We start from the raw sequence: 26,989 nt of genomic DNA, 5'->3' as shown, positions 1-26,989 counted from the left end.
GACAATTGACGAACGAACCGTAACAGCAAACACTTACCATCGAGGAAGAAATGAACCGAGATATCGTCACCGTTGGCGCGCTACTCGTCGTCGGAGTGGCCTCTTGTATTGGCTGGTCGCAAAACATGGCCGGTAAAGCAAGGTTGGTTTCGCCACCCGATCAATCGCAGCAGCCGCGACGGGACGAAACAAAGATCATCACGATCGCGGACGGGACGCGTGGAGAAAAGAGATCCGTGGACACCGGCTCAGACGGACCATCACAGGGTGACCTGTTCGTCTTCGATCAACCTTTGATGGATTAGTACCGGCGCGATATAGGCACCAATAGCGGCTGCTGCGTGACGACCAAAAGCGGTGCTCACGGACAGTGCCAATGGACACTGAAATTCGAAGCCGGAAGCATCGTGGTAGCAGGACAAGAGGCTGAAAACGGAAAATCGGCGCTTGCCGTAATCGGAACCACTGGCAAATTCTCCGGCTTTCTGGGCGAGATGTCGTCAGAACCCAAGGGTGATGGAACGTTCCTCCAGGAACTTACCTTGTTTCGCCCATAGGAAACCAAAGGCACGAAGTTCCAGCTGCAGCATGTTTAGGATTTGCCATCTGGATTTGATGGGTCGTCACCAGACAAGCGCTGGAGCATTCGCATCATCCCTCTCCCCCCCCCCCCCGCTCGCGTTATGCAGGCCTGACAGTGATCAATTTCACTCCTTACGAAGCCTACCTTATCATTTTTGGCTATTTCGGCTGGCCCTTGACAGGTTTGCTCGCAGTCGTGTCTGCCGGGCTCGGCTATCGGGCAGTTCCTCCCGGCTGGCGAATCCTCTTTTTCATGGTCGCGGCGATGCTCGCCTTTCCGATTGTCGCCGTATGGCTCCTCCGGTTTGAGTGACCGCTCGGGGAGGATCGGGAGCGCGGCAAGACCCAAAGTGGTTGGATAACGGGAATTAGCGGCGTAACTTCGATGACTTGTGGAAACCTCAAAGGCTGCTCAATTGGAAACGCAGCGTTGCCCCGTGTTCCTTTGTTCAGCACCGGACAGTCCGCTGGAACAAGCCTCGATATCCTCTGCGACAACTCGTCCCTGAAGGCACCCAAGAAACCTTTGGTATCCAAGCGGCACTTGGCCAAAATCGCTTGGTATCGTGCTTGCAATGCCTACCCAGCTGCGCGGCGCGCCCGGTAGTAAACGCCAATAGATTACAACGAAACCCTCTACGCCGTTATCGCTTGGTGAAGTCGTTCTTCTATTTAGGCTCCAGTGTTGCTTTGGGGACCAGCAAGCTGATTTCGAGACCAGTCGAGGTCCCGTTCCGTTGAACCCTGGCGTTGAGAGCGCCCGAGAGCGCGGCCTCCAACCGGGTTCCAAACCCTTCAACATTGGGTTCTTCGGGGTGATCCTGTACGGTTTCCGACCAGAGCAATTCAAACGTATCTTCGGTTTCAAGGGCAGTTACAGAAAGGTTGCCCCCAGGCGCTGAAAGCGCCCCATGCTTGGCCGCATTGGTCGCGAACTCGTGGAGCAACAACGAAAGACTGCTCAGCTGCTTTCCGGAAACCGCGGGATTGGCGCCAGTAACGGTTATATTCTGGTGATCATAAGGTTCGAGTATTGTCTGCAGAAGCGCGTGAAGAGAGATGGACGCCGCTCCAACTTCTTCCCAATCGGGCATTGTTAGTGCGTGGGCTCTTGCAAGTGAAGAAAGTCTGGACTGCAAATGCTGACGCAATTCCTCGGCGGTTTTCACTTCCCGCCCGCTCAAGGAAACAATCGCGTTTGCCAGTGCAAAAAGGTTTTTGATCCGATGATTCATTTCGCCCATCAGGAGGCGTTGTTGTTCCTGAGCCCGACGCCGTTCGGTGATATCCCTGGCTATTTTGGATGCGCCAATAATCTTGCCTCCCGCATCCCGGATCGGAGAGATGGTTAGAGAGATATCAAAAAGCGTCCCGTCTTTTTTCTTTCGTACGGTTTCGAAATGATCCACGCGGTTTCCCGCGCGAATCTGGGCCAAAATCGCCGGCTCCTCTTGCAGGCGATCATCCGGGATAAGGATGGTGATCGGCTTTCCCACAATTTCATCAGGTTCGTATCCGAATAGTCGTTGGGCTCCCCTGTTCCAGGTTTTAACGTTACCATTCAGGTCCTTGCTGATTATCGCGTCATCAGAACCGTCAATGATGGCCGCCAGCCAGTCACGTGGATCGAGTTCGGCATCATAGAAACTCGTTTGCCACGCATATGACCCGGAATAAGAATGCGAAGGTAACACCACCCCGCCCTGCTGATCCATATTTTCGTCATTCATCGGCGTCACCTGAAGTTTGAACGGAATGCTCTAATTTAATACAATAGAGCCACGAGAGTCACTTTTTAGCTAGGACCCAATCTGCTTCGCCCACCCTATAACTTGGTCTTATAACTTGCTCCGGCCGCGCTTGCTATCGCAGAAGGCTTCTCGGCTAAACTTCGCAGTATGGTTCCACCATTTTGAACACATCCAGTACCGGTTAAGCCTATTTCCCGATGCGATTGAGGCTCGTGGGTGTGAGGCTCAGCCGTTAAAAACATTGAAAATCCGGCGCCGGCGCTTTATGCGAAAGCAATCTTCCATATTTTTTCGTGGCAGAGACGTAAGGAAATTTTGTTTGCCGGGCTTGGCAGGAAATCTGTTGCGCCGGCTGGCACCCGCATCGGAGGAGAGCCAGAATGGATTTCACCCTGACACGCCGTCAGACATTGATGGGATTTGGTGCACTGGGCATCAGCACGGCTTTCGGCTCCCCTGCCCGGGCCGCGACGCGCAATCTGGCGGTGCTCCATCTGGCGAGCCATGCGCCGAGCTATATCGCCCATGAGCGCGGTTATTTCAAAGACGCCGGTCTCGATATCGAGCTGAAATTCTTCGAGGCCGCCCAACCCATGGCGGTCGCCATCGCGTCCGGCGACGCCGATTTCGGTGTGACCGCGATGAGCGGCGGGCTTATCAGCCTAGCCGACAAAGGCGCGATCAAGGTCATCGGCGGTGCGCTTGCGGAAGAAAAAGGCATCACCGGCAATGTTATTCTGGCCTCCAACAAGGCTTATGAAGGCGGGCTGACGGAGCCATCCAAGCTGGCCGGACACAGTTTCGGCATCACCACGGCGGGTTCGTCATTCCATTTCATGGCGCACAAGATCGCCAAGGCCAATAATATTCCGCTTTCAGAAATCCAGCTCCGTCCGCTGCAGAAACTTGGTGCCTTGGTAGGCGCCCTGTCAACCGGGCAGATCGATTCCTGGGCGATCCAGCCCAATATCGCGAAAAAGCTCATTCGCGAAGGCGCTGCCAAACAGATCGGCCTCGTTTCCGACTACGCTCCGGATTATCAGGTCACTACAGCATTCACGTCTACTAAGAATGCGAGCGACGAGCGCGCCATGACTGAAGCTTTCGTGAAAGCCTACTCCCGGGCAATCGACGATTATAATGCGGCTTTCGTCGACAACACGGCGGATGATGCGGCGCGCGACGACATCGCAAAAATCGTGCACAAATATGTCGAAAGCGACAGCCCGTTCGAGACGGCAAAACAAAACCTGATCGATGGGGCAATGCGTATCAACAAGGGGCTGGCCCTTTCGCTCAACAGCTGTATGGAGCAGCTGGAGTGGTTCCGCTCCGAGGGCATGGTCAAGGAAGACGTCACGCAGGAAAAACTTTTCGACACATCCTACGTCAAGACGATCTAAGTCTGGCTAAACTTAAATCTTCCGTGCCCGGCTGGCTTGCCGGGCACAAGCCGGAACAGGCATCCAAAGCTGGGATGTTGTCGTCGGCGAGCGTACTTTCCGACTGGAGTTGAAATGGACCTGCAGCTTAAGAACGTCAGCCATTTTTATGGTCCGGTCGAAGTTCTGAACGATATTTCGCTCACCATCCCGCAAGGGCAGATAGTCTGCCTGATCGGACCGTCGGGCTGCGGAAAATCCACGCTCCTGCGATTTCTCGGCGGGCTTGAAAAACCCTCCTCGGGTGAGGTGCTGCAAATTGGGTCGCCGCCAAAGGATTCGCTCAATCCCCTCACTTATGTCTTCCAGCATTTTGCTCTGCTGCCGTGGCGCACCGTCGAAGGAAATATCAAGCTGGTGCTTGAGGATCACGGACTTGGTCATGCTGAAATGGACAGGATTGTCACCAATGTTCTGGAGCGCACCCGGCTGTTGGATTTCCGGCAGGCATTGCCGAAGCAGCTTTCGGGCGGCATGCGCCAGCGCGTAGCGATTGCGCGTGCCTTGTCGGTCCGCCCTGCCGTCATGCTTATGGACGAACCCTTGTCGGCGCTGGACAGCCAGACGCGGGAACTGCTGATGGACGATCTGATTGCGCTGTGGACGCGTCAACCGTTCACATCGGTCTATGTCACGCACAATCTCAACGAGGCTGTTCGGCTCGGTCATCGGGTCGTGGTGTTGTCGCGAAGGCCCGGAAGGATCAGGGAAATTGTCGATATCGACATTCCCCTTTCCGAGCGTCATCTTGGCGACCCCGTTCTTGAAGAAAAGCAGAGAGAGCTCTGGGAGTTGATGCGGGCGGAGGCGCAGGCTGCAGATCAGGAGTTGATCAATGGTTGAGATCGCAGAAATGAAGCAGCCCCACCCGGATGTTCGCCCGGTCCCTTTCCGGGGGGGCGGTTTTGCGCCCCAGCCGGTGCGCCATATGGCCCTGATCCTGTTTGCGGCACTGCTGGCGCTCGCGGAAATCGGAACCCGTAGCGGCTTCATATCCAACCTGACGTTGCCCCGTCCATCCGCCGTGCTGGAAACCTTCGTCCAGCTCTGGCAGACCGGGCTCCTGTGGCAACACCTGCTGCCATCACTAAGGCGGCTTGTCATCGGCGCCAGCCTCGGTATCGCAATCGGCGTCGGTCTCGGCGTGATGATCGGCCTGTTCAGTTATGTTCGGGCAGGTCTGGTGCCGCTCGTCGCAGCCCTTTTCCCGATTCCCAAGATCGCGCTCCTGCCGCTTTTCGTCATTTGGTTCGGCATCGACGAAATGTCGAAATACATGCTCATCGCTTTTGGCACCTTTACGCCAACGGTGGTCGCCACTTACGGCGCAGTCGACAACGTGGATCGTTCGCTCGTGCGCATGGGGCAGAGTTTCGGCCTCGGGTGGTGGTCCATCGTGCGCAAGATCATCCTGCCGGGCGCCTTTCCTTCAATCCTGTCCGGGTTGCGGGTCTCGATCTCCATCGGCATCATTCTGCTGGTCGCAGCCGAAATGCTCGGCGCCCAGTTCGGCGTCGGTTCCTATATCCTTGAAGCAGGCTCGCTCTACGACCTTGAAAAGCTGTTTGCTGGGGTCACAATCCTCTCGGTGATGGGCCTGATCGTCAATTTCATCATCGGGCAGATCGAGAAACGTTTCCTGACCTGGCGCGGCTGATCGCAACAATATTTCGCCTGAGCTTCTTTTTGTCGATAGTTTGAAACGCGCTATGTGCTTTTCGTTGCATGTTCTTGCCGGGACGTTATACGAAGAGACTCTATCGCAAATTTTTGCGCCTCACTTTTTGATGGACAAGATTATGCATCTTGTGCGTTCCCCCTTTCACGAGGCGCTACCCGAAGAGGAGCGGATTATATGAGCCGTTATGGCAGAACACATCGTCAGTTCACGGGATGTGACCAGCGATGAGCGCCGAACCAAGCCGTATTCAAATGGAAGAGACACGCAAGACAGCAATTGCGCTCAAAGATGTGCAGATTTCGTTCAAGCTGGCCGATGGTGGCCGCTTCGATGCTGTCGCCGAAAGCAATCTTGAAGTTGCCGAAAACGAATTCGTGGCGATTGTCGGCCCGACCGGTTGCGGAAAATCCACATTGCTCAATGCCGTTGCCGGGCTTCTCGTACCCGCCAGTGGTACTGTCGAAATCAGCGGCCAGCGGCTTCAAGGCCTCAATCGCAAGGCAGGTTATCTCTTCCAGCAGGACGCTCTCATGCCCTGGAAGACCGTGCTGGACAATGTTGCCATCGGGCTGGAAATCGCAGGCACGCCAAAGGCACAGGCCCGCGAACAGGCTCGCGAGTGGCTGGCCCGCGTCGGTCTTGCAAGTTTTGGTGACCGCTATCCGCATATGCTGTCGGGGGGACAACGAAAGCGCGTCGGCCTTGCGCAGGTGCTGATCCGCAATCCGAAATATCTGCTGATGGACGAGCCCTTCGGCCCTCTCGATGCGCAGACGCGTGTCATCATGGGCGACCTTCTGCTCGACCTGTGGTCACAGGACAAGAAGGCGGTCATGTTCGTGACCCACGATCTGGAAGAGGCCATCGCGCTGGCGGATCGCGTCGTCATCATGTCTGCCGGGCCGCGTGCCCGCATCATGGCTGAGTATAAAATTCCCCTCGCCCGCCCTCGCGAGATTTCCGAAATACGCCTCGACGACAAGTTCCACGAAATTCATCGCGAAATATGGAGTGCGCTCAAGGAAGAGGTTCTCAAGGGCTATCAGCAGACGAGTGGGGAAAAGAAATGAAAAAGCCTATGCTGTTTCTGGCGCAGCTCAGCGTGGCGGTGGCCGTCATTCTGGTCTGGCACCTCTTCACCGCAACCCACTTGCTGGGTAATCCGGCCAAAGCGAAGTTTTTCTTTGCCACGCCGGGCGATGTGGCCGTTCGCATCTCCAAATGGTTTGCGGAAGGCACGATTTGGTATCATCTCGGCATCACACTGCTTGAAGCCATGCTGGCCTTTGCCATCGGCGCAATCGGCGGTGTGCTGATCGGTTTCTGGTTTGCCCGCAAGCCTTTGCTCGCCGCGATCTTCGACCCCTACGTGAAGGCCGCCAATTCGCTGCCGCGTGTCGTGCTGGCGCCGATCTTCGCGCTGTGGCTCGGCCTCGGCATCTGGTCCAAAGTCGCACTTGGCGTATCGCTGGTCTTCTTCATCGTCTTTTTCAACGTCTATCAGGGCGTGAAGGAGGTGAACCAGACTGTGCTCGCCAATGCCCGTATGCTCGGCATGAACGAGCGCCAGCTTTTGCGCAACGTCTATCTGCCATCCGCGCTGTCGTGGATGTTCTCCAGCCTGCATACGGCTGTCGGCTTTGCCGTCGTCGGCGCGGTCGTAGGGGAATATCTCGGTTCGTCGGCAGGGCTTGGCTACCTGATCCATCAGGCCGAAGGCGTGTTCGACGTTACTGGCGTCTTTGCCGGCATGCTGGTGCTGACGGCCTTCGTGCTCGTCATCGACTGGGGCGTCTCTATCATCGAAGCGCGCCTGCTGGTCTGGCGCCCGAAAGCTGCCGGACACAATGGTTAAAAGGATTCAAGGAGGAAACCATGAGAACAACACGTAGAGATATCTTGCTGGGTGCCGCTGCCTTCGGGCTTGCGGGCATCGCCTCGCGCCTGCCTGCCTATGCGCAGGATGCATCCGCGGCACCAGAAAAACCGGAACTGATGTTCGGCGTCGGCGGCAAGCCGCTCTTCTATTACCTCCCCCTCACCATTGCCGAGCGCAAGGGGTTCTTCGAGGAAGAAGGCATCAAGGCCACCATCAATGATTTCGGCGGTGGCGCAAAGTCCCTGCAAGCGCTGATCGGCGGTTCGGTCGATGTGGTCACTGGGGCGTACGAACACACCATTCGCATGCAGAACAAAGGACAGGACATCAAGGCCGTCTGCGAGCTTGGCCGTTTTCCGGGAATCTGCATCGGCGTGCGCAAGGACCTTACCGGTCAGATCAAGACGATTGCCGATCTCAAGGGCCAGAATGTCGGCGTCACGGCGCCAGGTTCATCGACGTCGCTGTTGCTGCAATATGCGCTCATCAAGAACGGTCTCGCCGAAGATGCCGCTTCGATCATCGGTGTCGGCGGTGGCGCAAGTGCGGTCGCAGCCATCAAGAAGGGTGAAATTGCCGCTCTCGTCCATCTCGATCCGGTTATCACGCGACTGGAAGTGGATGGCGACATTACACTGCTTCTCGACACGCGCACCGAAGAAGGCACGCGTCAGCTTTTCGGCGGCACCAATCCCGCAGCGACCGTATATGTGCAGCAGAGCTTCATCGATGCCAATCCGGTTACAACGCAGCGTGTCGTCAATGCATTCGTCAAATCGCTGAACTGGATCCATAAGGCTTCTGCCGATGAAGTGGCGGATGCCGTGCCGGAGGAATATCTGCTGGGTGACCGGGAGCTGTACAAGACCGGCTTCGAAAAGTCCCGCGCCATGTATTCCGAAAAGGGTCTGATTGCGGAAGACGGCTTCAAGAGCCTGTTTGAAATGCTCAAGGCTCTCGACCCAGAGTTGGCGAATGCAGATATCTCGTTTGCGCAGACCTTCAATCCACGCTTCGTGGAAGCGGCAAAGGCATAGTATCCGCTTTGGGGCAGGGTCGCTTCCCTGCCCCTTTTCAGGTCGCAGCTGGCTGATTGAAAGCGGCCGGTCGAGGGGGTCAATCCCCATCCAGAAAGAGCCATCGTCCAGGACACCCGCTCGACAGGTTGGAGCAGCAAGAAGAACGCGTAGGTCCCGACTGGACCGGTTCACGTTCTGACATGATAAACGGTCCGGCTTGGGGCCGGACCGCTTTGGGTTCAGTCTTCGAAAAGTCTCTTCACATCCGTCTTGTGCCGCATGTCAAAGCTTGACGGCATTTTCCCCCGCCCACAACCGGAGCTTGCGGCAGGATGTAACAAATTCCGACGCTCCCTTTTCATTGTCCAGCGAGATTAGTCCCTCATCCATATCGGGTTCAATGCCCACCTTTGCCAGTAGCGGCATCGCGCCGACGCTAAACCCGATAAACTTGCAATGGGCAAAGGCGTCGGCAACGAAATCCCGCGCCGCGGCTTCTCTGGTCAATCGATCCGCTGCCTCCTCCGACAGTACAAGTGCGACAGCGTCGAACAACACGGATGGACCGCCATCGATCATATGATCGGCCTCCATCCAGTCGCCGCTGGACGCCTCAAAACCTCCGACCGTTGGCGCGACCAGTTCCAACGTTGCGCCCTCCTGTTCAGCGGCCTGCCGGATTGCGTCCAGCACCTCGGCATTCGAGCCATTGGCGGCAAGTACACCAATCTTCCGGCCCTTGAAGCTGCCGGGCCCGTTCGCAATGATGCTCAGCGCTGGCGAGGGAGCAAGATCATCGCGCACCGGCACCATCACATCTGCCGCCTGCGGCATCGTGCGGATGCCAAGCTTGCCGGCGACCGTTTCCGCAAGGGTCGCATCGATGTTGAGCAGGTGGGAAACAATACGCTCGCGGACCCTGGGCGTTTCCACCTTCGACAGTTCGAAGGTCAGCGCCATCGCTATATGCTTCTGCTCCGTCTCGGTCTGGCTCAGGTAGAACTGGCGCGCCTGGCTGTAATGATCGGCAAAGCTTTCCGCCCGAAGGCGAACCTTCTGCCCATCTTCCTGCGCCGGAAATGATCGGAATCCGAGCTTTTGATCGGGCCTCGGTCCCTCCCCCCAAGAATTGGGCTGATAGTTTGCCCGCCCCACAGGGTTGCGCATCGCCATATGTCCGTCCTGCTGAAAATGGTGAAATGGACACTTGGGTGCATTGATGGGGATGTGGGTGAAATTGGGACTACCCAGCCGTTTCAACTGCGTGTCGAGATAGGAGAAATTGCGCCCCTGAAGCAGCGGATCATTCGAGAAGTCGATGCCGGGGGGAACGTTCTGCGTCATGAACGCGACCTGTTCAGTCTCGGCGAAGAAATTGTCCGGCATGCGGTTGAGCACCAGCCGCCCAACCGGCATGGGCTTTATGATTTCTTCCGGGATAAGCTTGGTCGGGTCCAGCACATCGAAGTCGAAGCTGTCGGCAAAATCCTGATCAAAGAGTTGCACGCACAGTTCCCATTCCGGAAAATCACCTGCCTGGATGGCATTCCAGAGATCGCGCCGATGGAAATCGGGGTCGGCGCCATTGATCTTGACCGCTTCGTTCCATACGACGGATTGGAGGCCAAGTTTCGGCTTCCAGATGAATTTGACAAAGGTCGACTGATCCCTGTCATTCACGAAGCGGAAAGTATGGACGCCAAATCCTTCCATGAAACGGAACGAGCGCGGTATGGCGCGGTCCGACATGATCCACATGATCATGTGCATGGATTCTGGTGTCAGGCTGATGAAGTCCCAAAAATTGTCATGTGCCGACTGGGCCTGCGGGAATGCCCGATCCGGCTCCTCCTTGACGGCGTGGACCATATCGGGGAATCGGATGGCGTCCTGAATGAAGAAAACTGGAATGTTATTGCCGACAAGATCCCAGTTGCCTTCCTTGGTGTAAATCTTGACGGCGAAGCCCCGGACGTCCCGGGCGAGGTCGAACGAACCCTTCGATCCAGCAACCGTGGAAAAACGGACAAAGACAGGCGTCTTCTCGCCAACCCGTTGGAAAATATCTGCGCGCGTATATTCGCTGAGTGATGCTGTCGTCTCGAAATAGCCATGCGCGCCATAGCCTCGGGCATGAACGACGCGCTCGGGAATACGCTCGTGGTCGAAGTGAAATATCTTTTCCCGAAAATGGAAATCCTCGATAAGCGTCGGACCGCGTGCACCGATCTTGAGCGTATTGAGGTCATCTGAAATCGGTCCGCCCTGGGCCGTGGTCATGACCGGTGTCTTGTCGTCGGCAACCTGATGAAGCTCACCACCTTGGCCAGCCTCAAGCGTCTGGTCATGAATCTGGCGTGGCTTCCGTTTAGATGCGGCTTTGTCGCTGGCTGACATGGCTGGCTCCTCCTTTTACGTGATCTCTGTTCACATGAAAAAGGTGCCGAACAGCACCCTTCCATAATTACGCTGCCGTGGGACGCTGGTTGACTGAACCGCCCGCAAGCTTCATCAGATTGCAGTCGGTCCTGAATTGTTCCTGAAGCGTCTGATCAAGCAGATTCTGTGCATGGTTCAAGCCGCGTTCTTTTGCCCATCGCTTCAAGGTGCGGCAGCGAGCGATCTCGTCGTTCCCGACTGCCTGCGCTGACCTGCGCTCATAGGAGATGTCCTTGTGCGCATCGCGGAACAGGTCTTCGAGGGGCTTTTCCTTTGCCATAGTTCGTTTCCTCATAGTGTCGGATAGATATTTGAAGCTTGGCTCGCCGTGAAATTCCCGCCAAATATCGCGCAACGACGCGCAAGGCAGGAAACTGGCATCTCCGTCCTGTGAGTAACGCGGTGAGGTAATTTAAGTTCCTTGATCGGTCGCGCAGGGTTAAGCCTGAGCGAACCCCGCCAACTGCCTCGGGTCCTCGAAGCCACCAAAAGGTGCTAGCCACCACAGCACGAGATGGTGAGCGCGCCTTTTTACACAACGATACAAAATGAGGGGCTGGCGGACACATCCCGGATAATCGGTCGATGCATCTTCTCGTCATCAAGCGACGCAGAGCCCCGCAATGACGCAGGGCAGCAGATTTCGCTAGGTAGAACAAAGAAGGATATCCTCATGAACAAGATCGTTTTTGCAGCCGCCGCCACCATCATCGCCCTGAGCAGCAACGCATCATTTGCTGAGAACCCTTATGTGGGCCAGCCAGAGGCGCTTGCTTTTCAGGATAAGGCGGCACGCGCTCCCGGCAACAGCCCGGTCTCGGTAAAGCTGGACTTCCGTGCGCCTGCCTCCATCGGCAAGGATGCCGCCGTTTATCATGACGGCTCCGCGCATCGTTTTGGCGATGCCTCTCCGTCCAGCTACGAATAAGCGCGCCAGGCAACCTTTCACCGAATGCGGCTGGACATGACTTTCAGCCGCATTCGGTGGCGAACGCCATTCTTACAAGCTTCAGCTCCAAACAACACATAGGCAATTAAGGAAACAACAATGCGTAAGCTGATCATCGCAGCTTCAATTGCAGCCGCCACACTCGTTTCGGGAAATGCTATCGCTCAGGAGGACAAACCTACTGTCGTGCTGGTGCATGGTGCGTTTGCGGACTCGTCAAGCTGGAACGGAGTTGTCGCCCGCCTTGAAAAGGACGGATACCCGGTTATCGCCATCGCCAATCCGCTGCGCAGCCTCTTGACAGATGCGGACTATGTCAAGCGCACCCTTGCTAGTCTGAAGACGTCTGTCGTTCTGGTTGGCCATTCCTATGGCGGCGCAGTTATCAGTCAGGCTGCTGCGCAATCCGACAATGTGAAGTCTCTTATATTTGTCGCCGCTTTCGCCCCTGATAAGGGTGAAAATCTGACAGGTCTCTCGGTTAAGTTCCCCGGCAGCACGCTTGGAGCAGCACTGGCGCCGCCGGTCGAGATCGAAAATGGCGGCAAGGATCTCTACATCCAACAGGATAAATTCCATCAGCAGTTCGCTGCCGATGTTCCGGAAGAAGAGGCCCGGCTCATGGCAGCTGCTCAACGACCGATCAGCGAGGCAGGCTTGACGGAACAGGCCACGGAAGCCGCCTGGAAATCCAGGCCATCCTGGTTCATCTATGGGGATGCGGACAAGAACATTCCCCCGCAAGCAATGGGCTGGATGGCCGAGAGAGCGGCATCCCGCAAGACGGTCGTTATCAATGGCGGATCGCATGTCGTGATGGTTTCCCATCCCGACAAGGTGGCGGACCTGATCGAAGAAGCGGCCGCTGCAAGGTGATCTTCATATATTTGCCAGAGCGTGATTGGGGGGTCGTCAACAGCGTGAAACCGCAAGTGGATCGATCGGCTCCCGGGAACGCTCTACGTATCGGCAAGAAAAGGCGCGGAACATTCTCCGCGCCTTTTCTTTTCGTTCAACGTCTCCATCGGGGTCATCCCCGGAGGAGTGCCCCTGACGGATACTACGCGTGCGATTTCTATAACGGCTCGCTCACCGGAGACCTTTGAACGCTGCCCGGAGCTCCTCGGAAAAGAGTTGCGGCTGTTCCCAGGCCGCGAAATGGCCACCCTTTGCCGGGCGATTGTAATAGATCAGACTTGGAAAGGCCTGTTTTGCCCAGCTTTCCGGTGCCTGATAAAGCTCGTCCGGGAAGGCGCTGACGGCGACCGGAATCTTGATCCCCTTGGGTGCGAAGAAAGCGAACTTGTTTTCCCAATAGAGCCGTGCCGAAGACACAGCGGTGTTGGTCAGCCAGTAGAGCGTAATGTTGTCGAGCACATCATCGCGCGTCAGGCCTTCTTCCTGTCCGTCAAATACGCGTGCGATCAGCTGGTAGCTTTTTGCGTCGTGATCGAGCATCCACGAGGCGAGGCCAATTGGGGAATCCTCCACGCCATAGAGCGTCTGGGGACGGGCCGTCATTTCCTGCGCGTAGGCAAGGCCGTGTTTGTAGAAGAAATCCAGCTGCCCATAGGCGCGCTTTTCCTCCGCGGATAGTCCGGCGGGTGCCGGCCGGTTCGCATCCAGCGACTTCTGGATGTTGTCCGGAACGGCACCGGGCATATTGGTGTGAATCCCCAGCAGGCCCTTCGGTGCCTGCACGGCCATTTGTTCGGTTACAGCGTCCCCCCAATCGCCGCCCTGAGCGACATACCTGGTGTAGCCGAGTCGTTTCATCAGTTCCGTCCAGGCGCGGGCGATGCGTGCCGGTTCCCATCCCAGTTCGGTAGGCTTGCCGGAGAAGCCGTAGCCCGGCAGTGACGGGATGACGATGTCGAAGGCGTCTGCATCGGTGCCGCCGTGCGCGGTGGGGTTCGTCAGTGGATCGATGATCTTGAGCTGCTCGACTATGGAACCCGGCCAGCCATGCGTGACGATGATCGGCAGAGCATTCCTGTTCCGGGAGCGTACATGGATGAAGTGAATATCCACGCCGTCGATATTGGTCACGAACTGGGGCAGGCTTTCGAGCCTCGCCTCGACGCGCCGCCAGTCGTAATCGGTCGACCAATATTGCGCGAGCTTGCGCATCGTTTCCAGCTGCACGCCCTGCGTGTCGTCGCCGACAAGCTCCTGGCTGGGCCATTTGGTGGCGGCGATGCGGCGACGCAGATCGGCCAGAGCCTCATCGGACGCGCGAAAATGAAATGGCCTGATGGAGGTGTCCGCCGGAAGCCGGGTTTCAGCTACCCTCACAGGCTTCGCAATATCGGCCTGCGCGCCGACCGGAAGCCCGGCTGCAATCAGCAGTGCTGCCGAGGCAGCCAGCTTCCAAGAGGCGGGTCGTTTCAACATTATCATGGATAACTCTCCTTGTTTGTACCAGCTTTGCGACGGGCCGGGGCGCACAGGAACCCGCCCGATGCACAGGGTGCATCGGGGGATTTGGATGTCAGCGCAAAAGGCGCGGCGAGTAAATGGAAGTAGGCTAGAGGCCGTAAAGGCCGCGCGGGAAGGCGCCCAGACCCTTTGCATCGAGTAGATGAAGGGGAGCCCGCAAGGTCACACGAACGACTCCCGGGTTGCGGCCGATCTCGATTGCTCCAGCCACTGTCGCGCGGTTCATGACTTCCGGCACGCTCATCTCGAGGACCTCGGCAGCACGCTGCAAACCGTTCTCGGTCGCGAGATTGAGGTTGGCTCCGGTTCCGATAAAGGTGACCGGCGCATCCTCTTCCACCGTCGCGACCCCGTGTCTGGCGGCCAGAGCCTTGACCGCATGTTTTTCACTCGAAGTGAGCGGACGTGCGAGATAGGGCAGATCCTCGGCGACCGGGAAAAGAATCGGGCCGTCAAGCTTCAGTCCCTTGATAACGTGAACTTCCAGAGTGGCCGTGCCTGCCACGTCTGCGGTATGACCGGCGATTTCCCCGTCACCCTGGAATGCGTGCATATCTCCCAGATAGATGCCGCCGCCGGGAACTTTGACTGGGCAGATGAGGACGGCGCCTTCGCGAACGGTGTTGACGTCGAGATGGCCGTCGGTCTTGTTTGCGATCAGCTCTTCCTCGGTCAATGAATAGGCGTGGGGAGCGTTGAGCAGAAACGACCCGAAATCGCCTGCATTGTGCGAGTCGGGCATAGCCTTGCCGGGCGTCGTTCCGAGTTGGCCAAGAAAAGGCCGCAGTCGCGTCGCGACGGCAACGAGATCGGCTGGCGCGAAGGTCAGGATGGGATTCTGGATCGAGGCATCCGGCAGGGCCATGAGCCGGGCAGCGTCAGCAGCCATTTTCTCTGCTTCAGCGCGGCCAAGGGTGAGACCCACGCTGCGCTCATCGTCGAACGCAATCGTGTAGCCATGGGTGAAAGTGAATGGCGCAGCGTCGGCTCCACATGTCTCGCAGCGGACAGCGGTTTGACCAATGCCTTCGATACGCGTCGCTGGCCATTGTGTTCCACAGCCAGGGCACACGGCAGCACAGAAGGGGTCGCCGTTGAAACGACCTTCCATGACCTTGTCGTTCCCGGATGCCGTGGCGGCAGATGTAACGACGAGGGACCGGATTCTGATTGCTATCGCGTCTCCAACCTCAGCCCCCTCCACGGCGACAGGTCTGGTGACTTCATGACCACCGCGGATTTCAGGCGTGATCATTGGCCCCCAGCAACCCGGCGATGTGTTGGCGATGATCACGCCTCCGTCTGCGACCGGGCCGAGCATGGGCGCTGCGGGATCGAGCAAGCCATTTGTCAGTTCGTTGACAAAGACGGTGCGTTGAGCTGTTCGCGCGTTTGCTGTTGAATTGTTTGTCAAGCTGGTTCTCCTCCGTGAATTCCTGCATTTGCCGTTTTGGCAGGAGCGATGCTGGGTTTATTGTCGTCCAAGGTATCCTGAATATGTCCGCATACGGGCAGTTTTGTAGAGTATTGTACAATGGCGCCTTCGCGGCGCGCACTCCTTGCCGCCTGCCCGGTGCAGGTTCTTCCTGCACAGTGTCCTCCAGCGTCTACGATGACATTCTTCTTCCGACCTTTGACCACACCGCTCGCTTCAGCCAAAGGTAAAGGCATAGGCTTCAACACCCGCATCGAGGAAACGGATTTCGAACTCGCGGGACTCCACCTGACCGGATTGCCGGACGAGCTGATAAAGCCTGGTCGACGTCACAACACCGTTGCCGCCTGCGTCCGTATCGGCGCCGTGATCGGCTCCAGGCGCTTGGCCGTCGATTGTCACCTGAAAACGAACTGGCTTTCCGGAAGCATCCGGACCGAGGACCAGATGCAGGTCACGGGCGCTGAAACGGTAGACGATGCTGCCGCCCTTCTGGTCCAGCTTCGCTTGCTCCGCACCGACGGTCCAGCTCCCAGACAGGCCCCATTCGTTGAGGCCCGGTCTGGAGATCGAATAGGCGACTGCAGTATCGGCACGCAGGTTTTCCCGCGACGCAAAATTGGTGGCGCGCTCGTAACCAAGATAGGTTTCGTCAGAGCGGATGTTCTTCAGGTCAGGGCTCGCTTCCGCGCCTTTGGCGTTCGGTTTTACTGCAGTTGTCGCCGCCCTGTCGCTGCCAGCTTCGCGCAACAGGTCCTGAATCGCCTGCTCGGTTCCGCCATAATTGCCTTCTCCGAAATGATGATGCCGAATCTGGCCTTTGGCATCAATCAGATAGTGAGCGGGCCAATAGCTGTTTTCGAAGGCACGCCAGATCCTGTAATTGTTGTCGATTGCAACCGGGTAGCCGATCTGGAAGTCAGCGACAGCCTTTTTGACATTGTCGATCTTCTTTTCGAACGCAAATTCCGGGGCGTGCACACCGATTACGACCAGTCCCTGATCCTTGTATTTTTCCGCCCAGGCGCGAACGTACGGCAGAGTGCGGATGCAATTGATGCAGGAATAGGTCCAGAAATCCACCAGTACGACCTTTCCGCGCAGTTGTTCATTCGTGAGCGGGGGTGAATTTAGCCACTCGACAGCCCCATCCAGAGAGGGAGCGCGACCTTCGACCGGCAGGTCGCTGCGGAACGGTCCTGCGGTATCTGCGGCAGTTGTCGCCTTACCATTGCTGGTGAAACCCGATGTCCTACCGGCGTTTGATTTCGAAATCAGGCGGTCGAGCACGACCTGTTCGAAGGCGCTGGTTTTAGCATAGGAGACCCGCGCCAGAAGGCCGGTATCGAGCCCCAGCGCGATGACGGTAACGCCCAGCAGCACCGCAAGGCCGAGCATCTGGCGGATTTTTTCACTGAAGCCGAGCGAACGCTTCATCCCCGCAAAGACCTTGCCGCCAACGAGCATGGCAACAGCAAGCGAGGTCGCCGCTCCTGCTGCATAGGCAGCAAGCAGGAAAGTAGTCTGAAGGTTGGCGCCCTGTAACGCAGCGCCCGTCAGAACAAGGCCGAGTATCGGGCCGGCGCAAGGCGCCCAAAGCAGGCCGGTCGCAATACCGAGTATCAGCGAGCTTGCTAGGGTCGGTGCGGAATCGGACTTGCCGGAAGCATTCAGAAGCCGGTTGCCAAAATCGACGACCGGCCGGGTGATCGCGCTCGCAACACGCGGCGAAAGCAGGCTTATGCCAAAGACGGCAAGCAGCAACAGTGCGGCGGCGCGACCATAATCATTGGCGTGGATCGCCCAGCCGCCCCCTACTGCGGCAAGTGTCGCCACAAGCGCAAACGTGACGGCCATGCCTGCCAGCATCGGCAAGGTGCTGCGAATGAAGGGCTGCCCGGCTCGGGCAAAGACGAAGGGAAGGATGGGGAGGATACAGGGGCTGAGGATAGTCAGCGCTCCTCCGAGATAGGCAATAACAAGAAGCGTCATAATCGTTACCTCGAAAACCGAAATTTGGGGATCTGGACGTCGATGAGGCACGGCCAGTAACGGCACCAAATTGATCAAGGCGACGTATCCCCTGTATTTCCGGGATCATGGCAAAGTGTATCGAAGTGTAGAAAACGCCCGGCACGAGACTGCATGCAGGGGGCCTGCGAACGGAAAATCGAATTGTATCAAAATGTATCCAGGCCACAGGATGCTACATTTGCATTCAATAGCCCGTCGCCAGGACACAACGGGGATACAAGCGGGCGGCAATTTTCGATCACAATCAACAAGATCGGAACCAAGCCATGTCCAACGAAATCAACCATCAGCGCCGCCGTTTCTTCGGCATCGCCGCCATGACAGTCGCCGCTGTCGAATTCGGCGTCACCTCGCTGGCCAGCGCGCGACCGGCCGGGGCCTCGCCACAAGCGGTCGCTGGGGCCGGCCGGCATACGTCCTTCAAAACGCTGAAGCAGGTGAAGGCGGGCGTCCTGAATATCGGCTACGCGGAAGCGGGGCCTAAGGACGGTCCGGCTGTTCTGCTGGTCCACGGCTGGCCTTACGACATTTACAGTTATGTGGATGTCGCGCCCTTATTGGCGTCTGCCGGTTATCGCGTAATCGTGCCTTACCTTCGCGGTTACGGAACCACGCATTTCCTGTCGAGCGAAACCCCACGCAATGGTCAGCAGTCGGCACTCGCCGTAGACATGATAGCACTGATGGATGCACTTGAGATCGACAAGGCGATTGTGGCTGGCTACGACTGGGGGGCGCGCACCGTCAACATCATGGCCGCGCTCTGGCCGGAACGGTGCCAGGCGATGGTATCGGTGAGCGGCTATCTGATCGGCAGCCAGGAAGCAAACACGAAACCGCTGCCACCGATGGCAGAACTTTCCTGGTGGTACCAGTTTTACTTCGCGACCGAGCGTGGCCGCCTTGGTTATCAGGCGAATACGCGCGAGTTCGCCAGATTGATCTGGCAAACCGCCTCTCCAACCTGGAAATTTGATGATGCGACATTCGAGCGATCAGCAGCCGCCTTGGACAACCCGGATCATGTGGCGATAACCATCCATAATTATCGCTGGCGGTTGGGCCTTGCCGAGGGCGAGAAGAAATTTGACACTTACGAACAAAAGCTCGTCAACGCGCCTCTCATCTCCGTGCCGACGATCACGATGGAGGGGGATGCCAACGGCGCGCCGCATCCTGATCCGGCAGCCTATGCCAGGAAATTCACTGGAAAATATGAACATCGCACCATTGGCGGCGGAATAGGTCACAACCTGCCCCAGGAGGCGCCGCAAGCATTTGCCCAGGCGATTTTGGACGTTGCCAAATTCTGAAGCATTTTGGTTGCCGGAAAACGCATGACCGCTTTTCGGTAACCGGTTCCAAGTTTAAACAGAGCAAACCGCGCCGCTGTAACACGCGAGGATTCGAGGATGTCCATGGAGCATGTCGATCACATTCTGATCGTTGACGATGATCGTGAAATTCGAGAACTGGTGTCGTCTTATCTGAAGAAGAACGGGCTGCGGACGTCGGTTGCCGCCGATGGCCGCCAAATGCGTACATTCCTTGAGGCGAATGCAGTCGACCTGATTGTTCTCGACGTAATGATGCCGGGAGATGACGGTCTGGTGTTGTGCCGCGAACTGCGCTCCGGCAAGCACAGAAGCGTCCCGGTTCTCCTGCTGACAGCACGCAGTGACGAAATGGATCGGATCATCGGCCTCGAAATGGGTGCAGATGATTATATCGTGAAGCCTTTCGCGGCGCGTGAACTTCTCGCACGCATCAAGGCTGTGCTACGGCGCACCCGCATGCTGCCGCCAAACCTACAGATCAGCGAGGCGGGACAAGTGCTGAGGTTCGGAAGCTGGCGGCTGGATACCGTCGGCCGTCATCTGATCGACGAGCAAGGCACGGAAATCGCGCTCAGCGGCGCGGAATATCGTCTGTTACGGGTCTTCATCGATCATCCCCAGCGCGTGCTCAACCGCGATCAGCTGCTGAACCTTACGCAGGGGCGCGATGCGGAACTGTTCGACCGATCAATTGATCTTCTGGTCAGTCGGCTGCGCCAGCGGCTCGGCGACCATGCACGTGACGCTACCTATATCAAAACCGTACGCAGTGAAGGCTACGTGTTTTCCGTTCCGATAGAGATATCGGAGCCACGGCCATGACGTTTGGCAGCATTGGCCGCATAGTGCCGTGGCCAAGCACGCTGCGCGCCCGCATCTTCGTCATTCTTCTCCTCGGGCTGGCGGTCGCCTACGGTCTTTCGTTCAGCCTCCTTTATGCGGAACGCTATATGTCTGCGAAGGCAGTGATGCTCGGCACGCTCGAGAGCGATGTCGCCACTTCCATCGCCGTCCTCGATCGCCTTCCAGCAAACGAAAGGGCAAATTTTACCGACTGGCTGAGCCGGGGCAATTACAGATTTGTGTTGGGCGAAGGATTGAAAGGCGTCCCCGATAATTCGCCAACCGGAGCTGAAATCGCTGCACGTGTCCAGGAAGCGGCGGGGCATCGGGTTCCGTTACGGGTTGAATCTATCCCTGGCGATGTGAGGCGGCTTCAGATCCATCTGGCACTCAGCGACGGAGACCCGCTCACCATAGACGTGACACCCCGCCCGATCATGCCCTTAGCAAAATGGCTGCCCTACGTCTTCGCCTTGCAAATGCTCCTACTCCTTCTGTGTGCCTGGTACGCGGTCCGACAAACGACCCGGCCACTGGCCTACCTCGCCGCTGCCGCCGATACGCTCGATCCGAACAACGCGGGACCTGCGCTTAGCGAAGCCGGCCCGCGCGAGGTTGCCCATGCAGCGCGGGCCTTCAATGCTATGCGCGAGCGTATTGTCCACTATCTGGAGGAGCGGGTTCAAATCCTGGCGGCAATTTCTCACGACCTTCAAACCCCTATCACGCGGATGCGGCTGCGGGCCGATATGGCGGACGATTCACCGGAGAAGGACAAGCTGGCCAATGACCTTGCTGAGATCGAAAGGCTGGTCCAGGACGGCATTGCCTATGCCCGCAGCTCGCATAGCAATGGCGAGAAGACTTCCCGTATCGACCTATCCTCTTTTATCGACAGCATTGCTTACGATTACCAGGACACGGGAAAGGCGGTTACCGTTCTGGGTATCGTTCGGGGAACAGCATCGACAAAACCGCATGCACTGCGCCGCATCCTGACAAATCTGATCGACAACGCACTGAAATATGGAGGCGATGCTGAACTGAGCGTCGACCGGAGAGATGGCAAGATTGCCATTTCTGTTCTCGACCACGGTCCAGGAATACCAGAGGACAAGCTGGAAGCTGCCATGCAGCCCTTCTTCCGGCTGGAGCAATCTCGCAACCGGGAAACCGGGGGCACGGGTCTTGGGCTCGCCATCGCCCAGCAACTTGTCACCACGATCGGCGGCTCGATTGCGCTGCGCAACCGACCGGAGGGCGGACTGGTGGCGGAAGTAGTCCTGCCCTCCCGTGCGTAAAACTGTGTATGAAAACATGTCGCCCGGGCGCGCGATTACACTACGATACATTTCGGGCAAATTCTGAAACATTCCGGAGACGTCGATCCTTCAAACATCTCTCCATCAACAACGTCGCAGCAGCGACAAACCAAAGGAGTGTTCGATGGCACAGATTGATAAGGTTCTCTACACCGGCAAGACCCGCACCATAGGTGGACGTGACGGTTTCGCACGCAGCGACGACGCCCAGCTCGACGTGAAGCTCTCGCCTCCCGGTACGCCACAGCCAGGCACCAATCCGGAGCAACTCTTTGCAGCTGGTTGGTCGGCTTGCTTCATCGGTGCGATGAGTCTGGCGGCGGGCAAGCGGAAACTGAAGCTCCCTGCTGATACGACCGTTGATGCGGAAGTCGATCTCGGAACCACGGACGGGGCCTATTTCCTGCAGGCCCGCCTGACCATCACCCTGCCGGGTCTGGATAGGGAACTCGCCCGCGAACTCGTCACCGACGCCCACCAGAATTGCCCTTATTCCAAGGCGACTCGCGAGAATATCGATGTTGAACTGAAGGTCGCCTGAATGGTGCACTCACCACAGGAGCATCCAATGCGTATCCTCATTGTCGGCTTTCTGACGATTGCAACCTTTGCAGCGCCGTGTGTCTACGACGTGTTCTCGTCCGAGCCTTCGCCGCTCACCACTCTCCTGGCCATTGCGGGGCTGGTCAGCTGAACCCTGAATAGCGTCCGGCCCGCCCATCGTGGTGAGCGGACCGGACAAACTGGCTGTGACCCTATTCAATGCCGTTAGGCCCCGCAACTGGCGGAAGGCGGTTTGGTTTCGGAGAAGACGCGCGATCAGCTGGACTGGGCACGGTTTTGTCGACACTGCCAATGGTCCGGAGGTCTTGAGCCATCGATAACCGATCAATGGCCGGGCACCTTGGAATAAGTTGGTAATGAGAAACCCTGAAGGGGCTCGCTGACCTGCCCAAGATAAGCTGAACTGTCGGCCACTTGCTCCTGCATCTACAGGTTCGTTAGCTGGAAAGAACGTGTAACACGCTGTTCTTTCCAGCTGCCATAAACCAAGCCGACATCGAGCCCACCGGCAATCGGTCAGTCTTTGGGACTCAAATCCAATGAAAACCACTTGCTGGACATTGCCGAAAGCGTTCCGTCTGCCTGCATCTCGCCAATCGCCTTGTCGAGCTTGGCTTTCAGCTCCGGTTCGTTCTTACGCAGACCGATACAGACATTTGTCGCCTGAATGCCGCCGACCAGCAAGGGTCCGGCGATTTTCAGCACACCATTGCTCTTTTCGGCACGGTCGCGCGCAAAAACCACATTGTCATACTGGCCGTCCACGCGGCCAGATTGCAGGTCGAGCTTGGCCTGCTCCGATCCCTTATAGGTGCGGACCTGAGCAGAGTCGCCAAAGTTCTCCTCTACGAATTGCAGCTGGCTGGTCGAAAGCGAGGCACCTATCGTTTTACCCTTCAGCGCTTCCTTGAGATCAGCAATGGCCTTTTTGCCTTCGTCAGTGTCGGTGGACAGACTTTCACCAGTATGAGGCAGGCTGGCCAATGGGCCGTCGGATGGAACGAGAAAAGTGTTCGGCGTAATCACATAGGGAACGGAAAAATCGATCGTTTTGCGGCGTTCCGGGTTTGGGCCCATTGTCAGGACAACGTCGAACTTGCCGGCCAGAAGCGACGGAATCTGGCTGTCCCAATCCTGCGCGACAATCTTGCATTCAAGTTCTGCTCGCTTGCAGACTTCCTTGATGACATCAAGATCAAGTCCCTGGAGCTCCCCGCCCGGAGAAGTCAGGTTGAACGGTGGAAAAGCGCCTTCCACGCCCACAGTAACAGTCTTCCATTCTTTTGCCAGTACGCTGCCGCTGTAAAGGACGGAGAGAGTGCATAGACCGATAGCTGCGATTTTCTTGAACATAGTTCCCTCGTTCTTATGATTGTTTCGGGGTGAAAGAGTGCTGCGAGTGAAATTCCCGCCTTTCACGATCAAGTGTGTACCTGCTTCCCATTGTTGAAAAGCGGAATATGGTTCATGTATGTGAATTTTGTTCTCGAATTTTGAGGCGGGGAACTTGCCTGTCAGGCAAGCGGGAAACCCCGACCTGAAACGTCAGGCCGGGCCTCGAAATCCGAAAGGAAATTCAGTTTTTCAGCCGTTCAGCTTTGCATAGCGTGCGATGTCCGCATGGGTCGCAAACCAGATATCCTTATGTTGGCGGATATGGCTGATTAGCTCCTTCAGTATCCATATGCGAGACCGATGGCCGATAATATCCGGGTGCATGGTTAGCTGGAAAATCCCGCCCTCGGCATAAGCGGCATCAAACTCGCGAATGAAAATCTGCAGGATATCATGTGGTGCAATTTGCGGACGCAAGCCGCCCCAACGATCCATGACGAGATAAGCGGCATCGTCTCGAATCCATTCGACAGGCAGCTCGGTTACGCCCGTTGGGTCGCCATTGAGCAAAAGCTCGTAACAGTCCACATCCGCCATCAATGATGAATCGTAAAGCAGGCCCATCTCGACCGTAATCTGGAGCGTGTTGTCACTGAAATCCCACGATGGTGTTCTGATCCCCACCGGCCGAATGCCGGTGATCTTCTCCAGCGCATCGGCAGAACGATGCTGAAGGTCGCGTTCCGTGTCTCCGTCAAGCAATGTATTACGCTCGTGAATCCAGCCGTGAAGCGCGATTTCATGGCCTTCATCGACCAACGCGCGCTGCTCGTCAGGATAATGAATTGCCGAAACGGCTGGCACGAAAAATGTCGCGGGAATGCCGTTGCTCCTCAACAGTTCGCGAATGCGCGGAATGCCCTGCCTCGGGCCGAATTGCCCTTGGGAAAGTGCGGAAATCGATTTGCCGCCATCCCGCAGTTCGAACGTGTCATGGTCAGAGTCAAACGACAGGCCAACCGCACATCTTGCACCGTTTGCCCACGTCGAAGGCTTGAAGCTTCGTCCGGCACGTGCTCGGTTCATGATGGATTGAAGTCGCTCTTCAGGCCAGGTCCATGTCGGAATGGGCGTATCGGTCGTCATGTTGTTGGTCCTCCGCTTACCGACAAGGTCTGGCCCGTGATCCAGCTCGCAAATGGAGAAGCAAGGAAAAGCACGGCATTTGAAATATCTTCCGGCAGTCCGATACGGCGCAGCGGAATTTCGTTGATCATGGCAGCCTGCCCATCGTCGCCATAGGAAGCCCACTGGCGTTCATAGTCGGGGCTCGTGCGCAGGAAGCCGGGCGCTACGGCGTTGACATTGATCCCGAACGGTCCAAGTTCGTGACCAAGCTGGCGTGCGAGGCTGATAAGAGCTGCTTTTGCGCTAGCGTAAGCTTGGATGCCGGTGAGGCTGACGCCGAGTCCGGCACCGCTTGAAATGAAGACCATCTTGCCCGAAAGCCGCTTTTTCATGGCAGGAACGACGGCGCGTCCGACAAGAAATGCTCCACGCACATTGATGTCATAGATTCGATCCCAATCACCGGCGGGGACCTCTTCGAGAGGGCGCTTTTTCTGGCCGAGAACGCCACCTGCAACATGCACGAAAACATCAAAACCACCGTCTTTGTCGGTCTCGGCAACCAGTGCGGAAATCGCCGCCTCATCGGTCACGTCCAGATGGGCTGCACGGACCGAGCCCCCGCGTGCGGGACGCGCTTCGCTGACGAGTTTAGCCAGTTCATCCTCAAGAACGTCTGTGGCAACAACCGATGCACCGTCTGCGGCAAACGCCTCGCATATTGCCCGGCCAATTCCCCTTGCGGCCCCGGTCACCAGGACTCGTTTTTCTTCGAAATTTATATCCATTTTACTGCTTGTCTGTTGTGGATGGTTTATAACCGAGGCGAGCGCTCAATTCCGCTGCATGCTTGATCACTGCGTCGATCATTCGTTGTCGGCAGGCGGTGAAGCGGGGCGAAATCGTCGCCATGTTCAACGCGGCGACGACTTCGCCGCTGGCGTCGAACACTGGCGCCGCAACGCCCGAACCGCCGATGACCGCTTCTTCATCGCAAACTGCGTAACCGTTTTCACGAACTGCGTCGATGATCCGGCGGATTTGCACTCGGTCGATAACCGTCTTGTCGGTCAGCGGGATAATGCGTTCCTTGGCGAGATAGCTCGCCGCCTTTTCCAGTTGCCAATGCGCAAGAAGGACGCGCCCCATGGCGGTGCAGTAAGCGGGATCGGATCCCGTCAGGTCCGAATCGAAACGGACCACCTGATGACTTGCACTCTTTGCCAGAATCTTGACGCGGCCATCCTTGCGCCGCACGCCAAGAAACACCGTCTCTCCCTCGCTGTCGCGCATGGCGTCCATGATCGGCTGTGACGTTGCGATCAGATAGGCATCACTTCCGCTGCACCAGCCCGGACCATTCCGGAAGGCATCATGAATCCGGTAAGACTCGGTATCGTCGCGAACGACATAGGCACGGGCAACCAAAGTGGCGAGCAAATTGAAGGTACTGCTCTTGGGATAACCCAACTCTGCAACGATCGCCTTTAACGTCACCGGTTTGTGAGCACGCGCAAGAAACTCAAGGATTTCGAGAACCCTGACTGCGGATTTAACTTCACTGCTGTTTTCAACGTTCATATATGTGAACCAAATTCCTGTTGTGGAATAATGTGGCAGACATACGATCACATGGCAACACAAAAAGGAGCACATTTGGAATGAAGACTGAAAACAAAGTTGCCATCGTAACGGGAGGCGCGCGAGGCATCGGTAAGGCATGTGCTCTTGATCTGGCCCGGGCTGGCCATCACGTCACTCTGGTCGATCTGCTGGAAACGGAACTCTCCGAGACCGCCATGGAGATCGAAGCTCTCGGCGTGCGTGCACTTCGTTGTGTTGCTGATGTCTCAAGCCATAAGCGGGCGGGTGAAATTGTCGCTCAGACAGTTGAAACCTTCGGCCGTATCGACTTCTTGCTCAACAATGCCGGGCGTTCCGCACCTGTGGGCATTCTTGAGATTTCCGAAGACGAGTTCGACCGTGCGATCGCGATCAATCTGAAAAGCTGCTTCAATTATATTCAGCATACTGCACCACATATGCTGCGTCAGGGCGGTGGCCGAATTGTTTCAATGTCGTCGCTTAACGCCTATTCGGGCGGCGTGACGGCAGCGGTCAGCAAGTTCGCTTATGCGGCGGCAAAAGCCGGTATCCTTGGCATGACCCGTTCCCTTGCCAAGGAACTTGGCCCCCATATTGCGATCAACGCGATCTGCCCTGGCGTCATCCGTACCGAGGTTGATACCAATGTCACAGAACGGGCCGATGAGGTTATCAAAGGCATAGCGTTGGGACGGTTGGGTTGCGCTGACGATGTCGCCCGCCTGGTGACCTTCCTTGCAACATCTGAACCATGTTTCATTACGGGACAGGCGTTCACGGTGGATGGCTTTCAATTCAATATGTGAACATCGGCAACAGCACGGCGCTCGCCGGTTTCGTCACCGGAATTTGCTTCGAGCGCCGTGCATCTTTTCGGGTGTAGAAAGGACCTTCTGACATCCGAAGCGGTGCTCTGCAGTTCGCTGTAAAGGCAGTGTTTCGGGAAAGCCCTGCAATCTTACATTCGCTTCCTGCGAAGCCAATCATAAAAGGGGAAAATGATGTTGACTGCCACCGTTCTTATACGGCCTGACGCATCATGAAGCAGATGGGCTTTCTCGATATTCTGAGTTTCGGTCCTGACGGCTGGGGCTATGTGCTGATGATGGGCGCACTGGTGAGCGTGGCCTTGGCGGTTCTGGGCTTTCTGCTCGGCGCGGCCATCGGCGTGTTCGCTGCCTGGGCGAAGATTTCCGGCGGGCGCA

At 57.0% G+C, this 26,989-nt stretch carries 26 protein-coding genes; 16 read left to right on the top strand and 10 right to left on the bottom strand.

All coding sequences use genetic code 11. From position 1 onward, the window contains the following. Positions 1-50 precede the first annotated feature (50 nt). Together ABWW28_RS25000 and ABWW28_RS24995 are read left to right on the top strand one after the other, a co-directional pair. Entirely contained in the window at positions 51-305 is a 255-nt protein-coding gene (locus tag ABWW28_RS25000; protein WP_006470717.1) for a hypothetical protein, read from the top strand. Positions 306-341: 36 nt separating this feature from the next. After that, positions 342-557, top strand: a complete 216-nt coding sequence (locus ABWW28_RS24995) for a hypothetical protein (protein WP_006469696.1) — start codon at positions 342-344, stop codon at positions 555-557. 693 nt (positions 558-1,250) lie between these two features. Here ABWW28_RS24995 and ABWW28_RS24990 read toward each other — a convergent pair. Continuing rightward, positions 1,251-2,312, bottom strand: coding sequence for a PAS domain S-box protein (locus ABWW28_RS24990; RefSeq protein ID WP_247886238.1), 1,062 nt, complete (start codon positions 2,310-2,312; stop codon positions 1,251-1,253). A gap of 401 nt (positions 2,313-2,713) precedes the next feature. On the opposite strand from ABWW28_RS24990, the gene ABWW28_RS24985 reads away from it, so the two are divergent. The 6 genes from ABWW28_RS24985 (at position 2,714) to ABWW28_RS24960 (ending at position 8,372) form a co-directional block, all read left to right on the top strand. Further along, positions 2,714-3,736: an ABC transporter substrate-binding protein gene (locus ABWW28_RS24985; RefSeq protein ID WP_112672566.1), complete on the top strand. Its 1,023-nt coding sequence runs from the start codon at positions 2,714-2,716 to the stop codon at positions 3,734-3,736. A 114-nt stretch (positions 3,737-3,850) separates the two neighbouring features. Continuing rightward, positions 3,851-4,618 carry an ABC transporter ATP-binding protein gene (locus tag ABWW28_RS24980; protein WP_112672568.1) on the top strand — a complete coding sequence of 256 codons (768 nt, stop codon included), beginning with the start codon at positions 3,851-3,853 and terminating at the stop codon, positions 4,616-4,618. After that, entirely contained in the window at positions 4,611-5,432 is an 822-nt protein-coding gene (locus ABWW28_RS24975) for an ABC transporter permease (RefSeq protein WP_112672570.1), read from the top strand. Before ABWW28_RS24980 ends, ABWW28_RS24975 begins: the two co-directional genes overlap by 8 nt. Positions 5,433-5,680: 248 nt before the next feature. Beyond that, positions 5,681-6,526 carry an ABC transporter ATP-binding protein gene (locus ABWW28_RS24970; RefSeq protein WP_113342657.1) on the top strand — a complete coding sequence of 282 codons (846 nt, stop codon included), beginning with the start codon at positions 5,681-5,683 and terminating at the stop codon, positions 6,524-6,526. Then, positions 6,523-7,311, top strand: coding sequence for an ABC transporter permease (locus ABWW28_RS24965; protein WP_006470720.1), 789 nt, complete (start codon positions 6,523-6,525; stop codon positions 7,309-7,311). The genes ABWW28_RS24970 and ABWW28_RS24965 overlap by 4 nt, the downstream gene beginning before the upstream one ends. Positions 7,312-7,331: 20 nt before the next feature. Beyond that, complete coding sequence (locus ABWW28_RS24960; protein WP_025089648.1) at positions 7,332-8,372, top strand: ABC transporter substrate-binding protein; 1,041 nt, start codon at positions 7,332-7,334, stop codon at positions 8,370-8,372. A 264-nt stretch (positions 8,373-8,636) separates the two neighbouring features. On the opposite strand, the gene katE is transcribed toward ABWW28_RS24960, so the two are convergent. Then, entirely contained in the window at positions 8,637-10,751 is a 2,115-nt protein-coding gene (katE, locus tag ABWW28_RS24955) for a catalase (protein WP_353392638.1), read from the bottom strand. Positions 10,752-10,818: 67 nt separating this feature from the next. Further along, the gene (locus ABWW28_RS24950; RefSeq protein ID WP_025089650.1) at positions 10,819-11,073 is read right to left on the bottom strand and encodes a DUF892 family protein; all 255 of its coding nucleotides are present in this window, start codon (positions 11,071-11,073) and stop codon (positions 10,819-10,821) included. Positions 11,074-11,466: 393 nt separating this feature from the next. On the opposite strand from ABWW28_RS24950, the gene ABWW28_RS24945 reads away from it, so the two are divergent. Both ABWW28_RS24945 and ABWW28_RS24940 read left to right on the top strand, forming a co-directional pair. Further along, positions 11,467-11,721 (top strand): hypothetical protein, encoded by a 255-nt coding sequence (locus ABWW28_RS24945; protein ID WP_025089651.1) that lies wholly within the window; start codon positions 11,467-11,469, stop codon positions 11,719-11,721. A gap of 120 nt (positions 11,722-11,841) precedes the next feature. Beyond that, positions 11,842-12,618, top strand: coding sequence for an alpha/beta fold hydrolase (locus ABWW28_RS24940; RefSeq protein WP_025089652.1), 777 nt, complete (start codon positions 11,842-11,844; stop codon positions 12,616-12,618). Positions 12,619-12,831: 213 nt separating this feature from the next. Here the strand turns inward: ABWW28_RS24940 and ABWW28_RS24935 are convergent, their stop codons facing one another. From ABWW28_RS24935 to ABWW28_RS24925, 3 genes are all read right to left on the bottom strand, one after another. Then, a complete protein-coding gene (locus ABWW28_RS24935; protein WP_025089653.1) occupies positions 12,832-14,142 on the bottom strand; it encodes an epoxide hydrolase family protein in 1,311 nt (436 codons plus the stop codon). Between the two features lie 127 nt (positions 14,143-14,269). Next, positions 14,270-15,595: an acetamidase/formamidase family protein gene (locus ABWW28_RS24930; protein ID WP_025089654.1), complete on the bottom strand. Its 1,326-nt coding sequence runs from the start codon at positions 15,593-15,595 to the stop codon at positions 14,270-14,272. Positions 15,596-15,832: 237 nt separating this feature from the next. Continuing rightward, positions 15,833-17,608, bottom strand: a complete 1,776-nt coding sequence (locus ABWW28_RS24925) for a cytochrome c biogenesis protein DipZ (RefSeq protein ID WP_025089655.1) — start codon at positions 17,606-17,608, stop codon at positions 15,833-15,835. A 308-nt stretch (positions 17,609-17,916) separates the two neighbouring features. Between ABWW28_RS24925 and ABWW28_RS24920 the strand changes: the two genes are divergently transcribed. The 5 genes from ABWW28_RS24920 to ABWW28_RS24900 all read left to right on the top strand — a co-directional run bounded on the left by ABWW28_RS24920 (position 17,917) and on the right by ABWW28_RS24900 (position 21,846). Continuing rightward, positions 17,917-18,963 carry an alpha/beta fold hydrolase gene (locus ABWW28_RS24920; RefSeq protein ID WP_353392634.1) on the top strand — a complete coding sequence of 349 codons (1,047 nt, stop codon included), beginning with the start codon at positions 17,917-17,919 and terminating at the stop codon, positions 18,961-18,963. Positions 18,964-19,068: 105 nt separating this feature from the next. Next, positions 19,069-19,809, top strand: coding sequence for a response regulator (locus ABWW28_RS24915; protein WP_006470727.1), 741 nt, complete (start codon positions 19,069-19,071; stop codon positions 19,807-19,809). Continuing rightward, a complete protein-coding gene (locus tag ABWW28_RS24910) occupies positions 19,806-21,131 on the top strand; it encodes an ATP-binding protein (RefSeq protein ID WP_353392632.1) in 1,326 nt (441 codons plus the stop codon). Before ABWW28_RS24915 ends, ABWW28_RS24910 begins: the two co-directional genes overlap by 4 nt. Before the next feature lie 145 nt (positions 21,132-21,276). Then, positions 21,277-21,693: an organic hydroperoxide resistance protein gene (locus tag ABWW28_RS24905; RefSeq protein ID WP_025089658.1), complete on the top strand. Its 417-nt coding sequence runs from the start codon at positions 21,277-21,279 to the stop codon at positions 21,691-21,693. Positions 21,694-21,720: 27 nt separating this feature from the next. Beyond that, the gene (locus tag ABWW28_RS24900; protein WP_025089659.1) at positions 21,721-21,846 is read left to right on the top strand and encodes a hypothetical protein; all 126 of its coding nucleotides are present in this window, start codon (positions 21,721-21,723) and stop codon (positions 21,844-21,846) included. A gap of 386 nt (positions 21,847-22,232) precedes the next feature. Here ABWW28_RS24900 and ABWW28_RS24895 read toward each other — a convergent pair whose 3' ends face one another. From ABWW28_RS24895 to ABWW28_RS24880, 4 genes are all read right to left on the bottom strand, one after another. Further along, the gene (locus ABWW28_RS24895; protein WP_025089660.1) at positions 22,233-23,069 is read right to left on the bottom strand and encodes a transporter substrate-binding domain-containing protein; all 837 of its coding nucleotides are present in this window, start codon (positions 23,067-23,069) and stop codon (positions 22,233-22,235) included. A gap of 231 nt (positions 23,070-23,300) precedes the next feature. After that, the gene (locus ABWW28_RS24890; protein ID WP_025089661.1) at positions 23,301-24,197 is read right to left on the bottom strand and encodes a polysaccharide deacetylase family protein; all 897 of its coding nucleotides are present in this window, start codon (positions 24,195-24,197) and stop codon (positions 23,301-23,303) included. Then, positions 24,194-24,967 carry an SDR family NAD(P)-dependent oxidoreductase gene (locus tag ABWW28_RS24885; protein WP_176588243.1) on the bottom strand — a complete coding sequence of 258 codons (774 nt, stop codon included), beginning with the start codon at positions 24,965-24,967 and terminating at the stop codon, positions 24,194-24,196. The genes ABWW28_RS24890 and ABWW28_RS24885 overlap by 4 nt, the downstream gene beginning before the upstream one ends. Position 24,968: 1 nt before the next feature. Continuing rightward, complete coding sequence (locus tag ABWW28_RS24880) at positions 24,969-25,760, bottom strand: IclR family transcriptional regulator (RefSeq protein ID WP_176588244.1); 792 nt, start codon at positions 25,758-25,760, stop codon at positions 24,969-24,971. Positions 25,761-25,840: 80 nt separating this feature from the next. Between ABWW28_RS24880 and ABWW28_RS24875 the strand changes: the two genes are divergently transcribed. Continuing rightward, the gene (locus tag ABWW28_RS24875; protein ID WP_025089664.1) at positions 25,841-26,590 is read left to right on the top strand and encodes an SDR family NAD(P)-dependent oxidoreductase; all 750 of its coding nucleotides are present in this window, start codon (positions 25,841-25,843) and stop codon (positions 26,588-26,590) included. The last annotated feature ends 399 nt before the right edge of the window (positions 26,591-26,989 follow it).

Origin of the sequence: Brucella sp. NBRC 14130 (assembly GCF_040371715.1) — a bacterium.
In the GTDB taxonomy this organism is placed as follows: Bacteria; Pseudomonadota; Alphaproteobacteria; order Rhizobiales; family Rhizobiaceae; genus Brucella; species Brucella intermedia.
Note: the sequence above shows the minus strand (reverse complement) of the source record. Positions and strands in the feature narration are given on the sequence as shown.

What these genes read in the sequence shown, in the direction of transcription:
- ABWW28_RS24945 (WP_025089651.1), top strand. Translation starts at nt 11,467, where the DNA reads ATGAACAAGATCGTTTTTGCAGCCGCCGCCACCATCATCGCCCTGAGC.
- ABWW28_RS24900 (WP_025089659.1), top strand. Translation starts at nt 21,721, where the DNA reads ATGCGTATCCTCATTGTCGGCTTTCTGACGATTGCAACCTTTGCAGCG.
- ABWW28_RS24975 (WP_112672570.1), top strand. Translation starts at nt 4,611, where the DNA reads ATGGTTGAGATCGCAGAAATGAAGCAGCCCCACCCGGATGTTCGCCCG.
- ABWW28_RS24970 (WP_113342657.1), top strand. Translation starts at nt 5,681, where the DNA reads ATGAGCGCCGAACCAAGCCGTATTCAAATGGAAGAGACACGCAAGACA.
- ABWW28_RS24920 (WP_353392634.1), top strand. Translation starts at nt 17,917, where the DNA reads ATGTCCAACGAAATCAACCATCAGCGCCGCCGTTTCTTCGGCATCGCC.
- ABWW28_RS24915 (WP_006470727.1), top strand. Translation starts at nt 19,069, where the DNA reads ATGGAGCATGTCGATCACATTCTGATCGTTGACGATGATCGTGAAATT.
- ABWW28_RS24890 (WP_025089661.1), bottom strand. Translation starts at nt 24,197, where the DNA reads ATGACGACCGATACGCCCATTCCGACATGGACCTGGCCTGAAGAGCGA.
- ABWW28_RS24875 (WP_025089664.1), top strand. Translation starts at nt 25,841, where the DNA reads ATGAAGACTGAAAACAAAGTTGCCATCGTAACGGGAGGCGCGCGAGGC.
- ABWW28_RS24980 (WP_112672568.1), top strand. Translation starts at nt 3,851, where the DNA reads ATGGACCTGCAGCTTAAGAACGTCAGCCATTTTTATGGTCCGGTCGAA.
- ABWW28_RS24925 (WP_025089655.1), bottom strand. Translation starts at nt 17,608, where the DNA reads ATGACGCTTCTTGTTATTGCCTATCTCGGAGGAGCGCTGACTATCCTC.
- ABWW28_RS24885 (WP_176588243.1), bottom strand. Translation starts at nt 24,967, where the DNA reads ATGGATATAAATTTCGAAGAAAAACGAGTCCTGGTGACCGGGGCCGCA.
- ABWW28_RS24895 (WP_025089660.1), bottom strand. Translation starts at nt 23,069, where the DNA reads ATGTTCAAGAAAATCGCAGCTATCGGTCTATGCACTCTCTCCGTCCTT.
- ABWW28_RS24910 (WP_353392632.1), top strand. Translation starts at nt 19,806, where the DNA reads ATGACGTTTGGCAGCATTGGCCGCATAGTGCCGTGGCCAAGCACGCTG.
- ABWW28_RS24985 (WP_112672566.1), top strand. Translation starts at nt 2,714, where the DNA reads ATGGATTTCACCCTGACACGCCGTCAGACATTGATGGGATTTGGTGCA.
- ABWW28_RS24880 (WP_176588244.1), bottom strand. Translation starts at nt 25,760, where the DNA reads ATGAACGTTGAAAACAGCAGTGAAGTTAAATCCGCAGTCAGGGTTCTC.
- ABWW28_RS24950 (WP_025089650.1), bottom strand. Translation starts at nt 11,073, where the DNA reads ATGGCAAAGGAAAAGCCCCTCGAAGACCTGTTCCGCGATGCGCACAAG.
- ABWW28_RS24905 (WP_025089658.1), top strand. Translation starts at nt 21,277, where the DNA reads ATGGCACAGATTGATAAGGTTCTCTACACCGGCAAGACCCGCACCATA.
- katE (WP_353392638.1), bottom strand. Translation starts at nt 10,751, where the DNA reads ATGTCAGCCAGCGACAAAGCCGCATCTAAACGGAAGCCACGCCAGATT.
- ABWW28_RS24935 (WP_025089653.1), bottom strand. Translation starts at nt 14,142, where the DNA reads ATGATAATGTTGAAACGACCCGCCTCTTGGAAGCTGGCTGCCTCGGCA.
- ABWW28_RS24990 (WP_247886238.1), bottom strand. Translation starts at nt 2,312, where the DNA reads ATGAATGACGAAAATATGGATCAGCAGGGCGGGGTGGTGTTACCTTCG.
- ABWW28_RS24960 (WP_025089648.1), top strand. Translation starts at nt 7,332, where the DNA reads ATGAGAACAACACGTAGAGATATCTTGCTGGGTGCCGCTGCCTTCGGG.
- ABWW28_RS24965 (WP_006470720.1), top strand. Translation starts at nt 6,523, where the DNA reads ATGAAAAAGCCTATGCTGTTTCTGGCGCAGCTCAGCGTGGCGGTGGCC.
- ABWW28_RS24940 (WP_025089652.1), top strand. Translation starts at nt 11,842, where the DNA reads ATGCGTAAGCTGATCATCGCAGCTTCAATTGCAGCCGCCACACTCGTT.
- ABWW28_RS25000 (WP_006470717.1), top strand. Translation starts at nt 51, where the DNA reads ATGAACCGAGATATCGTCACCGTTGGCGCGCTACTCGTCGTCGGAGTG.